Genomic DNA, 16,396 nt, shown 5'->3' with positions numbered 1-16,396 from the left:
TAGCCGGGAATTGTGAGATCCATTCAAACAGTTTCCGGCTTTTTAATCTTCATTAGGTTTTGAATGCTATCAAACACAAATAACGATAACACATTTTTACCTCGATTCGATCGTAACTTTTTTGAATCATCTGAATATTTTTCTTGGATAGGTGAAGGTTCATTCGGCGGAAAAGCGAGCGGTCTTGCCTTAGCAAATAAAATCATAAAAGAGAAAATTGATCTTAGCGTCTTTCCGGAAGTTGAGTTAAATATTCCGCGGATGATTGTTCTCCGTACTGAAGTGTTCGATTTATTTATGGAGCGAAATAATCTTTTTGAAATTGCTTACTCTGATCAATCCGACGACGACATAACTCTTGAATTTTTACAATCAGATCTTCCTACTGAGATACTTGGAGATTTGCGTTCTCTTATTGAAAGTGTGAATATTCCTTTGGCGGTTCGTTCATCAAGTATGCTTGAAGATGCAAAGTTTGAACCTTTTGCCGGTATTTTTGCAACAAAGATGATTCCCAATAATCAACCGAGTACAGATACAAGATTTTTGAAACTCACTGAAGCAATTAAATTTGTATTTGCGTCAACATTTCTTAAAGCATCTAAAGATTATTTCAAAGTATCATCACACAAATTACAAGATGAAAAGATGGCGGTCATTATTCAAGAAGTCGTTGGTAATAAATACGACGTTAGATTTTATCCGAACTTTTCGGGAGTTGCGAGGTCGTATAATTTTTATCCGACAGGGAGAGCTAAACCTAAAAACGGAGTTGTAAATCTTGCTCTTGGTCTTGGCAAAACTATTGTTGATGGCGGAATAGTATGGAGTTACTCTCCGGCATTTCCAAAAGCAGTAACTCCGTTTGCAGATCCAACAGATATTTTGAAAAATACTCAGAACAATTTTTGGGCAGTGAATATGAATCCGGTAATCGAATACGATCCCACTAAGGAAACAGAGTATTTGATACAACCGGATTTAGGTGAAGCCGATTATGATGATACACTTAAATATATTGCATCAACTTATGATGCATCATCTCAACGTATCGTAATGGGAACAGGGAATAGTGGACCGAGGGTGATTAATTTTTTACAACTACTGTCCATGAATGAATTTAAATTCAATGATCTTATCAAAAAATTATTAGAGGTTTATGAACAAGCTTTACAAAGTCCGGTTGAAATTGAATTTGCAGTTACAATTTCAAACGAGCCTAAAAAATTGCGATTAGGATTTCTGCAAGTTCGGCCAATGGTTGTATCGGATGAAACGATCGATCTTGATAAATCTGAAATGTATGGCGACGATGTTTTAATTGCTTCAGACCGTGTTATGGGGAATGGATTGGTAGATAATATTTTTAATATTGTCTTTGTAAAGCCGGAAACATTTGATAAAAAAGATACAGTAAAAATTGCTGCTGAAATTGATTCGATCAATAAAGATTTGGTTAATGGAAATACTAAATATCTTCTAATAGGTTTCGGCAGATGGGGAAGTTGCGATCCTTGGTTAGGCATACCAATAGATTGGGGACAGATAGCCGGCGTAAAAGCTATTGTTGAATCTACTTTATTCGGAATAAATGTTGAATTGAGTCAAGGTTCACATTTCTTTCATAATCTTACCAGTTTCAACGTAAGCTATTTTTCAATAACTTTTGATGGAGATTTTAAGATAGACTGGGATTGGCTAAATAAACAGACGGTAATTACTGAGAAAAATTTTGTTAAACATGTAAAACTTTCAAAATCTCTAAAAATAAAAGTTGACGGAAGAAAGAGCCGCGGAGTAATTCAAAAATGGTAAACGAACAAAAACCGATAGATAATTTAGTATTTGAACTTCAAGAACGTGCAAAAGAATTAAACTGTCTTTACACTATAGAAGATAGTTTGAACAGATCGGATATTTCACTGCGCCAGGCTTTTCACACAGTTATAAATGCAATTCCTCCCGGTTGGCAATTTCAAAATGTTTGTAAAGCAAAATTGGTTTACGGCGATATTGTTTATCAAACGAGTGATTTTGAAGAAACTAGGTGGATGATTAAATCAAATATTGTTGTGCAGGAACAAGTGGTTGGACATATAGCAGTTTATTACACAGAGGAAGTTCCTTCGTCGGGTACCGGCCCATTTCTTAAAGAAGAAAAAAAATTATTAGATACAATTGCTGAACGGCTTGGTCACTTCATTCTTCATCAAAAATTGAAAAATGTTTTTAATGAATTTAAGTCAGTACGTCAACAAGTTGACGGACATACAAAAGGAGAATGGCGAATCGTTTTAGATATGATCCGCAAGACAGATCCTAATTTGTTCATGAGTCTAATAAGAAAAACACTTCATCTTTTATGTTGGAAGGGTGTTGAAGAAGCAGAAATGTTGATGAAGCATACAAGTCTTTCTTGGAGAGGCGGGACAACAGAGGAAGAACTTCAGTATGATGAAAATAAACCGTTAAAAGTTTCTAAGATGGTTAGCTATGATCAATATGTTGAAACAATTTTAAAATTGGCTGATGAAAATTTACCGGATGATATAATCCTTTCTAGAATACAAAAGTGGATTCAAGAAGATAAATCGAGTGCACTTGTAAAAGTTGTTGAAACACAAGACACATCACTAACAGACATTGCCGATGCAATTCGTAAATATTATCACATGGCTCCGGAGAAATTTGAACTTCCGCCATCAACAATAAAAGGATTACGAGTTTCACTCTTAAGAAGATTTTTTACCGAACAACTTGAATACATCAGTGTAGCAAAAGAATATGTTAAGCTAACGGATTTTTATAAACTTATAGATAAAATGATTTTTCCTTCCGGAAGCCACGGTAAACTGGGCGGTAAAAGTGCAGGATTGTTTTTAGCAGCTCACATTCTTCAAAAGGTTGGTGAAAGTGTTGAACTCTTAAGCGATATCAAAACTCCGAAGACGTGGTACCTAACCTCAGATGGTATTCTTCATTTTATGCAGCATAATAATCTTGAAGAAGTTCTAGAACAAAAATATAAAGAGATTGATGAAGTCAGAATTGAATATCCTCATGTGGTTCAATTATTTAAGAATTCGGAATTCCCACCGGATATAATTAAAGGTTTATCAGTTGCGTTGGATGATCTTGGTGACAAACCGTTAGTCGTTAGAAGTTCAAGTCTTCTTGAAGATCAAATAGGTGCGGCATTCTCCGGTAAGTACAAAAGTTTATTTCTTGCCAATCAAGGAACAAAACAGCAGAGATTAATTGCATTGATGGATGCAATCGCTGAAGTCTATGCATCATTATTCAGTCCCGACCCGATAGAATATCGCGCAGAACGTGGTTTGCTAGATTTCCACGAAGAGATGGGTGTTATGATCCAGGAAATGGTCGGTACGAAAGTCGGCAAATATTATTTTCCTGCATTTGCCGGTGTTGCATTTAGCAATAATGAATTCCGCTGGTCTCCTCGTATTAAAAGGGAAGATGGGCTTGTACGAATGGTTCCCGGTTTAGGTACACGAGCTGTGGATAGATTGAGCGATGATTATCCGGTTCTTGTTTCCCCCGGTCAGCCGAATCTAAAAATAAATATTTCTCCTGAAGAATTGCGAAGATATTCTCCGAAAAAAATAGATGTTATAAATTTAGAAACAAATGATTTTGAATCAATCCAGATCAATAATCTTTTAGAAGAATGTAGTTCAGAATACCCTTTGTTCACCGAAATATTTTCAGTTCTTGATGGAACGATGATTAGACAACCCGGACCGTTAGATGTATTTGATCATTCTAAAGAATTTTTAGTAACGTTTGATGGATTAATTTCAAAGACTAATTTCTTGAAACGCATTGATGTAATATTAAAAACTTTGCAAGAAAAAATTAAAACTCCGGTAGATATTGAATTTGCCTATGATGGAAAAGATTTTTATATGCTGCAGTGCCGTCCGCAAAGTTTCACTAGAGAATCAAATTCTGAGTCAATTCCTAAAGATGTACCGGAAGAGAAAATTGTTTTTACTGCTCATAAGTTTATTTCCAACGGAAGAGTGCCTGATATAACTCATATCGTTTATGTGGATCCGCAAAAATATTCTGAGATATCCGATCGGAACAAAATGCTTAATGTTGGGCGTGCAATAAGTAAGCTGAACAAAACTCTTCCCAAAAGAAAATTTATCTTAATTGGTCCGGGCAGATGGGGCAGCAGAGGTGATATAAAACTTGGAGTAAGCGTTACATATTCTGATATTAATAACACAGCCGTGCTGATTGAAGTTGCAAGAAAAAAAGGGAATTACGTTCCTGATCTTTCTTTCGGAACACATTTTTTCCAAGACCTTGTTGAAGCCGGTATTCGCTATCTGCCGTTGTATCCTGATGATGCGGGAGTTGTATTTAATGAGAAGTTTCTAAATTCTTCGCCGAATATTTTTTGTGAGTTAGTCCAGGAGTATAATTATTTAGAAGATACGATTAAAGTAATTGATGTAATTAGTTCTACCGGAGGATCAATATTAAAGTTATTCATGAATGCAGAGATTGATGAAGCATTAGGAATGTTTGCAGCTCAGTCCACTGAAATAAATTCGGAAAAAGAATATAAAGAAGTCATTGAATATCATCCGAGCGATTATTGGAGATGGCGGATGAAGATGGCTGAGAAGATTGCCTCAGAGTTAGATGCCGACCGATTTGGTGTAAAAGGAATTTATGTTTTCGGAAGTACAAAGAATGCTGTTTCAGGTCCGGGTAGTGATATAGATCTTATTGTTCATATTGAAAAAGAAAAATGTAATATGAAAGAACTTTCATTGTGGTTCGAAGGATGGAGTTTAGCTCTAAGTGAAATGAATTATTTGCGCACCGGTTACAGATCATCGGGATTGCTTGACATTCATTACGTTACAGATGAAGATATTAAAAATAAATCAAGTTATGCTTCAAAGATCGGTGCTGTCACTGATGCAGCACGTCCATTAAAGGTTAAGGCTAAAGCTAATTAAAGAAAAAATCTGAAAAATTCTGAAATGTCATTCCTGCTTACCGCACATCAGCGTCAACTTAGTAGAAGTTTGTTGCTATAACCCCGACTTTTTAAGTCGGGGAAAAAAAGAGCACAAAAACCAAGGGCTTCAGCCCAAATTGTTACTTTGTCTTGGACTAAAGTCCAGAATTTTGAGTGAGTTGATATTCTCCGGCATGAATGCCGGAGTTATTAATAAAAATTCATAGTTAAGTTGACGCCAATGTGTTTACCGCAGGCAAGTCGAAGAAGCCCCGCAATGCGGGAGTTGTAATGACATAATATATTTTTCAGTGGTTCTTAGAGAAGAATTCTTTCTGCTGTTTCCGGATTATTTAATTCAAACTTTACAATTGCCAGTTCGCTTCCGTGGTGAGCAGCACTGAAACAATATGTCCTGCCTATTTTATCTTTCCAACTTCCGGAAATTCGAGCTGATTCATGAATATGACCGTGTAAAGTAATCAGCGGTTGTTTCTTCTCAATAAATCTTTTTATTGCAACACTGCCAACATGAGTATCAACAGGAACATGATCTATTAACTTTCCGCCTTGTGCGATACGGTCTAAATTAGTTTGATAAGGCGGGCCATGGAAAAGAAAAATTGATTTGGAAAGATCTTCATCTTTAGTAAGCGTATCCAGATCATCTTTTATTGTGGAATATTTTTTCTCGTGGATCGAAACATCAACTGTTCTTTTTCCTTCTTCGGGTGAAATAGATCCCGGATCAACAAATCTTGAAACATCATATTTCTCCCAATCTTTTAATAAGAAAGGAGACGGCGGAGTAAAAGCATAACCGTAAATATCATATTCTAAGAAATTTGTTTTACGAAAGTGGATGTATTCGATCAATAATTTTTTTTCAAGTTCAAGAATGAATGGTTCTTCAATTCTAGCATCGTCATTGCCCAAGATTAAGAAAATTTTGGGATAATGAATCTCAAGTTTGGTTTTTAAAGTTTGAAGATTTGGTTGAAGAAAATCGAAAATAAAATTCTTATTAAGATAGTGATGCGGCAGAAGATCGCCGCCTAAAAAGACCAATGCCGGCTGATAAGATTCAATTGTTTTGAATAGTTTAACGTATTGCTCTTCTTTGCCATGAAGATCTGAAACAAATAAGGAAATCATAGAATTATTTTTAATTAGTCCGTTTCAAAATTAATAAATATTTTTGTTCTCCAGTTTATTTATTTAGGAAATTTAATGATCGTAATACTTGATATCGAAACCGGGCGTAGTAAATCTGTTTCTGATTTTCTTACTTTTTTAGGAATTGAAAATATAATATCCAATAAAGAAGATGAAGTTCTTAAAGCAGACGGAGTAATAATTCCGGATTGTTATAACATTCAGTTAGCTTCTAAGAAGTTGCAGTTATGTAATTTTAACAGTTCACTTCGAATGATAAAAAAACCAATTCTTGGAATTAATGCCGGAATGAATTTAATGACAGAATCAATTTTAGAAGAGAACGTTCACGGACTAGGATTTTTCAAATGTGAAAGTGTAAGACTGGAAAATCAAAAAGAGCAAATTGAATCTGTTATTAAGACAACTGCAAAATCAAAGCTACTCGGTAATCTATCAGATAAAAGAGTGATACTTTCTAATCTAACTTGTAGTGTAGAATCATCAAAAGATTCGACTTCAATTATTTTGTTAGATGGGAAAGAGATTTGCGGTTCGTTAGAAAATGATAATTATTTCGGTGTGCAATTCAATCCGGAACTATCCGGTATAGCCGGAGAAGAAGTCTTAAAGAATTTTTATAGAATATGTAAACATTAACCCCCAGACAACAACAACTTCCAATTCTCAATTCGCCATTCTCAATTCTCAATTAGTCCTTGACCTATTCTTATTTTTATTCTAAGTTGTGTGCAGAACAAGGGGATATCTCTTATGGCTCAAGATTCTATCAATTTCTCTTTTCAGTTTTTCATTCCACAAAGTAGTTTACATCTATATAAATAGATTATTCCTTTAGCGGGCAGTAAAATATTCAGTTTGATAAAACAAAAACGCCATTATATAAATTAGCTGGTTAACTAATAGTTACGTGTATTGTAATGAGTATTGGAGTAAAGACAAGAAAAATGTTATGGGGAAGAGCAGCGAATCGTTGTGCTTTTCCTGATTGTAAAATTGAATTGGTAATGGACGAAACAGAAACTGACGATGAGTCCATTATCGGGGACGAAGCTCACATTATAGCTCAACAAGCTGATGGCCCTAGGGGAAATCCAAATTATCCAATTGATAAAATTGATAAATATGGAAATTTAGTTTTGCTTTGTAAAATTCACCATAAACTGGCTGATGATCAGTATAATACCTATTCAGTTGATGTATTGGGAAATATGAAAAATGAACACGAAAAATGGGTTAAGGAAAAATTAAGTTATGATGAACAAAAACAAAGAGATGATGAAATATATGCTTCTTATTTAGAATCTTTCAATAAACTAGTTAACGCAGATAATTGGAATGGTTGGACATCCTTTATTATTTCATCATCTTCAGAAATGACTAAAGAACATTACAATAATCTGAAAGAATTGCGAAATTATTTATTAAACAGAGTATGGCCTAATAGATATACCGAGCTCGAAGATGCATTTCTAAACTTTCGCTTAATTCTTAATGATTTCTTATTAGTATTTGACAAGCATATGACAACTGAAAAAAGTGACGATTGGTGCGTTACTGAAAGATTCTATCATATTCGTGAGTATGATAAAGAAAGATATGATATGTTATTGAAGAAATTTAATTTTCACGAAGCCCTAATAGATGATTTTGTTTGCGAATTAACTAAAGCTTGCAATTATATATACGAACTTGTAAGAAAATATCTTTTAAAAAGTTATAGAATAAAAGAAGGAGTATTGCTAATAACACAAGGACCCACTATTGAAGGAAAAGATATTACATATCGTCTTGAATACGATGAAGTGGAGAGAAAGACTCTGCCTTATAAAGGATTACAAGATTTTATGCTGTTGAGAGAAAGTCGTAGTGTATATTTTGGCAAAGGTGTTAGTGAAGATTATTCCGATTCCTATTAAAAATACACCTAACCAGCTTTTCCACCCGATCGCTTTTTCATTGCGGCAGTGTTTAAGATTTCTGGTTTGGTTAAAAAGGTAAGCATCGCAAGTAACATTGTTCTATTAAATAAAATTGTTAAAAATTATTGGCAGTAGCTTTTCAGTTTCGAATTGTTGTTCGGGTGGACGGATGAAAAGCCACGCTGTTAGTCGGCCTCGCATGTTTACTATAATTTCAATAAAAAAGGATAAAAAATGCCATCCACTATCAACGGAATAGGAACTAGATATTGTGGCCAAAGAGATTACCATCCTGACTGTTCTTGGTTAACAACAGAATGGTTCACATTGTTTTTTATACCAATCTTCCCGCTTAGAAGTGTTAGAATAGCTTGGGCATTTGAGAGAGATGACTTAGGTCCTTTACCTCGAAGTATGCCTCAAAGTAGAGTCGAAAGCCAATTTGAATGGGGGAGCAGAACAGAAATAAGTCACTATAAATTTATCTCTAACGAATCTCTTTCATTCTACCAAGTGTTGTATGTGTATTTATATTTGATAGGGTGGGTTCTATTTTTTCCATTCATAATAATATTGTCATATATTTTACCACACAATGTGATTACAACAGTGCTAGTCGTAATCATTATGATTCTTTGGAGCTTACTTCCCTGGTTACTTCGACTATTTGCACGATGGAAGGTTGGCGTAAAACCATAATTACTCGGTCGTCAAGGACCACTCCTTGACAGAAAAAATAGAAACACACATTAACAGATTAAGGAATAAAAAATGCGCTACAAAAAATTATTAGTCATTACTGCTTCGGTTATATTAATTGTCTTGTTAAGCGGCTGTGCAGACGCTATTCAATATCAATATGCTGTAGATATTAAACCGGTTGGTTTTTGGTATGGTTTATGGCACGGAATTATTGCACCGATAAGTTTTATAATTTCTCTCTTCGATAAAAATGTTGCTATCTATGCCGTTTATAATAACGGCGGATGGTATAATTTCGGCTATCTTTTAGGATTAAGCATTTCGCTTGGAGGAAGCACTACTGCAGCAAATAAGAAAAAATGTTTCTGGAAAAAATAAATTGTTTCAGTCAAGGTATGGACCCCGCCAACAAACCGGCGGGCAAACTTGACGAAATAAATTGCTGTCCCGCCAATAAGATGGCGGGTAAATCTGAGCGACGGCTTAAAACAACACGGTATAAAGCATAAAATCAGATTTGATGTTTGGATTGATCGAGACTACTTAAAGGGCTATATTGTGGTCGTAAAATTAAAAGGAACAAAATGAAATTCAGTGAAGCGGTAAAGCCAATAAGTTATTTAAAAACACATGCTTCTGAAGTTATCCGCGATGTTGCAGAGAATCAAAAAACATTGATTATCACGCATAACGGTGAAGCAAAAGTTATTCTTCAAGATGTCAAAGTATATGAAAAGACACAAGAGAGCATTGCTCTATTAAAAATTCTTGCATTGAGTGGAAAAGAATTAAGAAAAGGTAATTATAAAACATTAGAAAAAACGTTTGAAAATGTTCGAAGTCGTATAAATGCTTTTAAACGGGGACAACGTGAAGTTCAAAGTTAATATCGTTTCATCTGCTGAAAAAGATTTATTTGAAATTTATAAATATGTTTATTTTAATGATTCTAAAGAAAGAGCCGAGAATTTATACTCGAAATTGTATGAGAAATGTTTATCCCTTCAAGAATATCCAAAGCGTGGTCACGTCCCTCCAGAATTAAGTTTGCTTGGAATAAATGATTTTCTAGAACTAAACTATAAACCTTATCGTATTATTTATCAAATTATTGAGAAAGAGGTTTTTATTCATTGTGTCTTGGATGGTCGTAGAGATATGCAAAAACTTTTACAAGAAAGATTAATACGAGATTAAATAAACTCCTTATAACCCATTGCTCAATACGGACAGCCCCGCAAAGAGGGGAAAACTTTATTAACTAGAATTTTGTATCAACCTTTCTTGGACAGCCATTCGGAAATTCAAATGCGGTTTCAAAATGCGCATCCGTACATTCTTCAGGATTACAGCAAGTATAACAAACACGTTTGAATGCACGTACTTCCAACAATTTAATATGCGGAGCCAGGAAATCTTTTTTAATTGGTTCTTCGTGGAATAAATCCGTGCTTAAATATTTTTTATTGTCGTCGGAAAAAACTGTTACAACAACAGCATCTTTACCAAGTTCATTCTGAATTTTTAGAGCTCCAAGTAAATTAGCGCCCGATGAAATTCCTACACCGATGCCAAGTTCGGACGCAAGTTTTTGAGCCATAATAATTGCATCTCCATCGTCAACGTCAACAACTTTATCTAAGGAATTTAATTTTAATATCTGCGGGATGAATTCATCGGATATACCTTGTATGCGGTGCTTGCCAACTTTGTAACCGGTTGAAAGCGTTGGAGAATTAGATGGCTCCAAAGGATAAATTTTTATATCCGGATATTTTTCTTTTAGAAACCGTCCCGTTCCCATAATAGTTCCGCCGGTTCCAACACCCGCTATAAATGCATCCGGTTTTAAACCGTGAAATTGTAATTGCCAAAAAATTTCCGGTCCGGTAGTTCGGTAATGCGCTTCACAATTATCATTGTTCGAGAATTGTCTCGGGAGAAAAGAATTTTCTGTTTTAGCGGCTAACTCTTCAGCGCGTTGAATGCTTCCGAGAAATCCGCCTTCTTCTTTGCTTACCAAAACAATATTAGCTCCAAAACTTTTAATGAGATTAATTCTTTCATGGCTCATCCAATCAGGTATAAAGATAGTTACTGGATGCCCGAGAGCTCTGCCGATAGCAGAGAAAGAAATTCCAGTATTTCCGCTTGTTGCTTCGATGATTAACGCGCCTGGTCTTAAATTATTTTTTTCATATCCGTTCTTAAAAATGAAGAATGCCATTCTATCCTTGATGCTTCCAGTCATGTTTAGATTTTCTGCCTTGGCAAAAATTCTTCTCTTCTCTCCGTTAAATAAAAATTTAATTTCTAATAGGGGAGTATTGCCCATCATACTTGATAGTCCGGCAACTCGATTTTGATTATCTAACATATTTTATCCTGTATTAAAAGAATTGAATAAACCCGTTATGTGAATTAGAATGTAAACCGTTAAAACGGTTTTATAACTGCGTTATGTTTTTCTAACCCCGCGATTAATCGCGGGGTTAACTTACCAATCTATATTATTTAATTCACACAACGCGTTGAATAAATTATTTTATAACAGTTTGAATCCAAATTCCAATTGTTTCTAAAAAATCGGGCACAAATTCCTTTTTCAATTCTGAGTATTCTGCTGGAATTCCGATTTTTGCTTCTTGATATAAATGATTTGCTTTTGGAAGTACAATTGATTCGAAATTTCTATTTCCGGCTTTAACAAGTGCATCTTCCATTCTTTGTTTATTTAAGGAAGGAGGAAATTGTAAATCTAATTCTCCAAATAACATTAGAACCGGAATCTTAATTTTTTCTAATGTTGGAATCGGGTCATATTTAACGTAATACCTAAACCAAGGATTATTGAAAATCTGAATTTGTGATTGAACGTTAGAGTTGAGATAAGTTTCTTTATTCTGAATAGAATTTTTTACTTCCTTGCTTAAGCCGGCAAAATCTTTTTCAGCAAATGCTCTGATATCTTTTCGAATATCATTGAGGTCAATATCATTACGGAGAGCGTAGTTAATCTTATTTTGTAATTCCAAATTTTGTGTAATTAGAGTATCTGCAACGCCGCTTGCTTTTAAAATTAATTTTTGCTGTTCTATCAATGCCTTGCCGCCATCAACACCATTTCCGGAAAGCAATACTATAAAAGAAACATCTTTTGAATTAACAGCAGCAAGTTCAGCTATTTGTGCGCCTTCACTGTGTCCCAATAAACCAATTTTTGTTTGATCAATTTTATTTTGCTTTTTGAGAAATTCGATTGCTGCGAGCGCATCGTTTGAAAAATCTTCAGTTGTAGATTGCATTGTGTTACCGGTTGACCCGCCAACGCCGCGGTCATCATATCTAAGAACAGCAAAACCATTTTTGGTTAAGTAGTCGGCAATTATTTGAAAAATTTTAAATCCGAAAACATCTTCATCTCTGTCTTGCGGTCCGTTTCCAGTTAGAAGAATTACTGCAGGATATATGCCTTCGGTCTTGGGTGTTGTTAATGTTCCAGCAAGTAGTATTCGTCCACTTTTAAATGCGATATCTTCTTCTGAATAGGGAAGAGGTTCTTTCTTTTGTATTTCAACTTTCTCTTCTTTAACCGGCTGATCTGTTTTAACTAAATTGAATATTCCTTTAATACCTGCTTGAAGAAGTGTTCCTTTTATTGAATCAGCTTTTAATCTGCCGTCAAATTTTGCAACACCTGCTGAACCGGGCAGTTCAAAATGGACTTGATTTTTTCTATATGTAAAGACTGGTAATTTATATTTGCTAACTTTTTGAGAAGGGATATTAATGAATCCATCGAGAGCTTTATTTGATTTGGAAACTTGAATTTGAAAATTCAATTCCATACTGAGCATTTTCAATTTTCCGGACCAGTAACCTAAAATTTCTTTTTGTGCATTGATCTGTGATAAAGACAAAATCAAAAGGAAAAATATTTTAAATAATGTTTTCACATAATTCCCAAAATGTATTCTAAACAATTCAAAAATAGTCAGTTTAAAACAAAAAAGCCCCTCGCAATGCAAGGGGCTTTATATTAATTTCCAAAATTAACCAAGATATGCTTTCAAATTTTTACTTCGTGTAGAATGGCGTAATCTGATTAATGCTTTCTCTTTAATCTGGCGAACACGTTCGCGGGTTAGATTCAGTTTCTCACCGATCTCTTCTAAAGTAAGTGAGTGTTCTTTACCTAATCCAAAGTAAAGACGAATGACTTCGGCTTCTCTTTCAGTTAGTGTAGAAAGTGATCTTTCAATTTCAGCTTTTAGAGATTCCTTCATAAGAGTAAAATCCGGAGCCGGTTGATCATCATTCGGCATAACATCTAACAAACTGTTATTGTTATCTTCACTATGAGCAAACGGTGCATCCATTGAAACGTGACGGCCTGCAATCTGCATAGCATAAGTAACATCAGAAACATCCATATCAAGTTGAGTAGCAATTTCTTCGGGACTTGGTCTTCGCTCATATTCTTGTTCGAGTTGGCTGAGTGCTTTTCCCATTTTATTCAATGCACCAACACGATTCAACGGAAGACGAACCATTCTAGACTGTTCTGCAATTGCCTGCATAATTGATTGGCGAATCCACCAAACTGCATAAGAAATAAATTTGAAGCCGCGTGTTTCATCAAATCTTCTTCCGGCTTTTATCAAACCTAAGTTACCTTCATTGATTAAATCACCAAGAGGAAGACCTTGATTCTGATATTGTTTGGCAACACTTACGACAAATCTTAAATTTGCTTTAGTAAGTTTCTCAAGAGCTAATTGATCTCCCTTTTTGATACGAATTGCCAATTCAATTTCTTCATTTGGTGTAAGGAGATCTACTTTCCCGATCTCTTGTAGGTACTGATCTAAAGATTTACTTTCGCGGTTTGTAAATTGCTTCGTAATCTTCAATTCTTACTATCTCCTTGAATTAAAATTTTCTACTGATAAACTAATTTTTACTGGATTAAACTTACTTTTGACTCTTATTACTCGATAAAGTTCCTAAAGAGGGGAAATATTCTTCTTATGAATATTTTCTCCTTATTTAATTTGTCTCTGATGTGAATTTGAAAAGAGAGTACAAAACTTATTTTTATAAGTAGTTATTTGATATGTGCTAATTAAAATCACCGCTCAAAAGTAAGTAAATTTTGTCTGATTGTCTATCAAAATCTAACTATATGGTAACAAAAGTTTAGTTTATATAATAAATTGCTGACAATAAATATCTGAATAACATTTAGACTATAATTTTAACCCAATAATTGTCAAAATAGTTCATTTATTAGCATTTAAAAAGAGCCTGAGAAAGAATTCTTAGGCTCTGAATGATTTTATTTATCTAGGAATTTTGACCCATCCTCACTTAAATTCTTCATATACTTTTCCGGATCTTTTTTGAATTTTTTAATACATCCTGAACAGCAAAATCCAATTGTTTTTCCTTGGTATACCTCTGTGGGTGTATCAGTATCTACATCTTCACCCGTTACAGGGCAAACCTTGTTCCAAATGCTAAGTTTTGTGTCGGTTGATTTATTTACAGTTCCGGGATTTTCTTTTAATTCTGTTTCCGAAACTTTAAATCCTCTTTTTAATAATTTTTCTTTAGCTTTTTCTATGGTAACTTCTTTTATATCCATTCCACATAAAGGACATTCACCTTTTTCATCTGATAAAACATTTGCTTCCATCGGGCATTGATAGACTTTACCATCATTATTTTTATCAATAGATTTTAAGTCAATTATACCTTTTCGAACAATACTTGAGTCAGTAGATTGTTTTTCAGTCTTCATATCTTTCATTTGCATATGCATTGATTTGTTTTGAGCAAATATTGAAGAAGCAATAAATAATACAGCGATGATAAAAAGTTTTGTAAAATTACTTTGTTGAAACATATTTCCTCCAGTAGTTGATTTATTTTGTTTTGTAACCGTGTTCTGTTAAATTTTTCTTAGCATCTTCAAGTGTAACTTCTTTTAATTTCATATTACATAACGGACACTTTCCAGATTTATCGGAAATTACATTCCAATCCATTTGATCTTGAAATACTTTCCCATCTTTGTTTTTATCGATTGCTTTCAGATTAATAACGCCTTTACGAACGATATTTTCTGATTTTACAGAATCTTTTTTCATTTCCATTTTAGAATGATTCCCATGCGTATTCTCTTGTGCAAGAATTACCAGCGAAGAAGTTGCGATTAACGTGCATGCAATTAAAAGAATTTTGAGTGATTTCATTTTGTTACTCCTTATGTATTTTGTTCATGCTTATTCTTCATGAATTAGATATTACATTTTCATTCCAGGCATTGTGCTGGGAGCTGATTTTTTTGAACCGTTTATTTTATCGCCGCTAGGCATTCCGGTTTTAAGCTGACTTTCGGAATCAATTAAGAAACCACCAGTAGCTGCTATCTCATCGCCTTCATTTAATCCGGAAATAATTTGATATTTATCCCCGAAGCGATTGCCGATTTGAACACTGTGTGCTTCAAACATTCCATCACCGGTTTTTACCCAAACAACAGCTCTTTTACCGGCAATGATAACTGCATCTGCCGGAACAAGTAAACCTTGTCCGCCGGCTTTGTTGAATACAGTTTCACCATACATTTGCGGTTTAAGTTTACCGCCGTAATTAGAAAATTCACTTCTTACTTTTACCGTTCTTGTTTGCGAATTAATTACCGGATAAATGAAAGTAACTCTTCCGTTAAACTCTTCACCGGGATAAGCTCGTAAGTGTAGTTTAACTGAGCTCCCAACTCTTACATTCGATAAATTATTTTCGTATACTTCAGCGATATTCCAAAGAGTTGAAAGTTCGGCAACATCATAAATTACAGTTCCTTCATTTACATAAACACCTTCTTGAACTTTCTTCTCAATCACAGTTCCATTTGTAGGGGAGAAATATGTCAGAGTGATGTTTATCTCTCGTGTCTTTTCAAGCGTTTGAATCTGTTCTGGAGTCAATCCGAAGATTTCCAATTTCTTCTTTGTAGCTTTAAGAAGCGAAGAAGAGTTTGAAGAATTGTTCAGCGCAATCAGATATTCATTCTGCGCTTGTACTAAATCCGGACTGTATATTTCAAATAGCGGTTGGCCTTTCTTAATATAATCTCCGGTTTTATTAACAAACAGCTTTTCAATTCTTCCGTTGAAACGCGCAGAAATTGTTTTGCGGTTGTTCTCAACAAAATCTAGATAGCTGTATGCAGTAACTTGTTCTTGAAGATTTTCTTTCTTCACAATAACAGTTGAAACATTTGCGAGAACTTGTTTTTTACCGCTAAGCGTAACCATGTTCACCATATCTTTATCATTCGCTGGTTGTTCGTTTTCATCAGCAATTTTTTTGATGAGATCCATTCCGCAAATCGGGCAAGCGCCCGGTCTATCCATGTGGACTTGCGGATGCATGGTGCATGTCCAATAATCTTTTTGTTTAACTTCCGTGTTTTCTTGCTTACCGTTCTCTGAAGATTTTGTGCAGCCTGAGAGTACAAGAGCAAAAGCAATAAATGGAATGAATAGATATCTCACTATTTTCATTTTTGTTCCTCTATTTA

14 protein-coding genes are annotated in these 16,396 nt (G+C 34.5%); 7 read left to right on the top strand and 7 right to left on the bottom strand.

Annotation, left to right across the window (positions count from 1 at the left end):
* The first annotated feature begins 63 nt into the window (after positions 1–63).
* Together NTZ27_03965 and NTZ27_03960 are read left to right on the top strand one after the other, a co-directional pair.
* Positions 64–1,815, top strand: coding sequence for a hypothetical protein (locus NTZ27_03965; protein MCX6173893.1), 1,752 nt, complete (start codon positions 64–66; stop codon positions 1,813–1,815).
* Positions 1,809–5,003 carry a nucleotidyltransferase domain-containing protein gene (locus NTZ27_03960; protein ID MCX6173892.1) on the top strand — a complete coding sequence of 1,065 codons (3,195 nt, stop codon included), beginning with the start codon at positions 1,809–1,811 and terminating at the stop codon, positions 5,001–5,003. The genes NTZ27_03965 and NTZ27_03960 overlap by 7 nt, the downstream gene beginning before the upstream one ends.
* A 320-nt stretch (positions 5,004–5,323) precedes the next feature.
* Here NTZ27_03960 and NTZ27_03955 read toward each other — a convergent pair whose 3' ends face one another.
* Positions 5,324–6,160: a metallophosphoesterase gene (locus NTZ27_03955; protein ID MCX6173891.1), complete on the bottom strand. Its 837-nt coding sequence runs from the start codon at positions 6,158–6,160 to the stop codon at positions 5,324–5,326.
* A gap of 75 nt (positions 6,161–6,235) precedes the next feature.
* Here NTZ27_03955 and NTZ27_03950 point away from each other — a divergent pair, with 75 nt between their 5' ends.
* The 5 genes from NTZ27_03950 (at position 6,236) to NTZ27_03930 (ending at position 10,002) form a co-directional block, all read left to right on the top strand.
* Entirely contained in the window at positions 6,236–6,820 is a 585-nt protein-coding gene (locus tag NTZ27_03950) for a hypothetical protein (GenBank protein MCX6173890.1), read from the top strand.
* Positions 6,821–7,101: 281 nt separating this feature from the next.
* A complete protein-coding gene (locus tag NTZ27_03945) occupies positions 7,102–8,100 on the top strand; it encodes a hypothetical protein (GenBank protein ID MCX6173889.1) in 999 nt (332 codons plus the stop codon).
* Between the two features lie 774 nt (positions 8,101–8,874).
* Entirely contained in the window at positions 8,875–9,183 is a 309-nt protein-coding gene (locus NTZ27_03940) for a hypothetical protein (GenBank protein MCX6173888.1), read from the top strand.
* A 206-nt stretch (positions 9,184–9,389) separates the two neighbouring features.
* Positions 9,390–9,692, top strand: coding sequence for a type II toxin-antitoxin system Phd/YefM family antitoxin (locus NTZ27_03935; GenBank protein ID MCX6173887.1), 303 nt, complete (start codon positions 9,390–9,392; stop codon positions 9,690–9,692).
* Complete coding sequence (locus NTZ27_03930; GenBank protein ID MCX6173886.1) at positions 9,676–10,002, top strand: type II toxin-antitoxin system RelE/ParE family toxin; 327 nt, start codon at positions 9,676–9,678, stop codon at positions 10,000–10,002. The genes NTZ27_03935 and NTZ27_03930 overlap by 17 nt, the downstream gene beginning before the upstream one ends.
* A 64-nt stretch (positions 10,003–10,066) precedes the next feature.
* On the opposite strand, the gene NTZ27_03925 is transcribed toward NTZ27_03930, so the two are convergent.
* The 6 genes from NTZ27_03925 to NTZ27_03900 all read right to left on the bottom strand — a co-directional run bounded on the left by NTZ27_03925 (position 10,067) and on the right by NTZ27_03900 (position 16,379).
* Complete coding sequence (locus tag NTZ27_03925; protein MCX6173885.1) at positions 10,067–11,182, bottom strand: cysteine synthase family protein; 1,116 nt, start codon at positions 11,180–11,182, stop codon at positions 10,067–10,069.
* 163 nt (positions 11,183–11,345) lie between these two features.
* Positions 11,346–12,761, bottom strand: coding sequence for an alpha/beta fold hydrolase (locus tag NTZ27_03920; GenBank protein MCX6173884.1), 1,416 nt, complete (start codon positions 12,759–12,761; stop codon positions 11,346–11,348).
* A gap of 96 nt (positions 12,762–12,857) precedes the next feature.
* Positions 12,858–13,718, bottom strand: a complete 861-nt coding sequence (locus tag NTZ27_03915; protein ID MCX6173883.1) for a sigma-70 family RNA polymerase sigma factor — start codon at positions 13,716–13,718, stop codon at positions 12,858–12,860.
* Positions 13,719–14,143: 425 nt separating this feature from the next.
* Positions 14,144–14,713 carry a YHS domain-containing protein gene (locus NTZ27_03910; GenBank protein MCX6173882.1) on the bottom strand — a complete coding sequence of 190 codons (570 nt, stop codon included), beginning with the start codon at positions 14,711–14,713 and terminating at the stop codon, positions 14,144–14,146.
* 19 nt (positions 14,714–14,732) lie between these two features.
* Positions 14,733–15,062, bottom strand: a complete 330-nt coding sequence (locus tag NTZ27_03905) for a hypothetical protein (protein MCX6173881.1) — start codon at positions 15,060–15,062, stop codon at positions 14,733–14,735.
* Positions 15,063–15,113: 51 nt separating this feature from the next.
* A complete protein-coding gene (locus tag NTZ27_03900; protein ID MCX6173880.1) occupies positions 15,114–16,379 on the bottom strand; it encodes an efflux RND transporter periplasmic adaptor subunit in 1,266 nt (421 codons plus the stop codon).
* Positions 16,380–16,396 lie beyond the last annotated feature (17 nt).

The sequence above is a fragment of the Ignavibacteriales bacterium genome, from assembly GCA_026390775.1.
Classification (GTDB): domain Bacteria; phylum Bacteroidota; class Ignavibacteria; order Ignavibacteriales; family Melioribacteraceae; genus Fen-1258.
The sequence above is the reverse complement of the archived record's forward strand: the minus strand, read 5'-3'. Positions and strand labels throughout refer to the sequence as shown.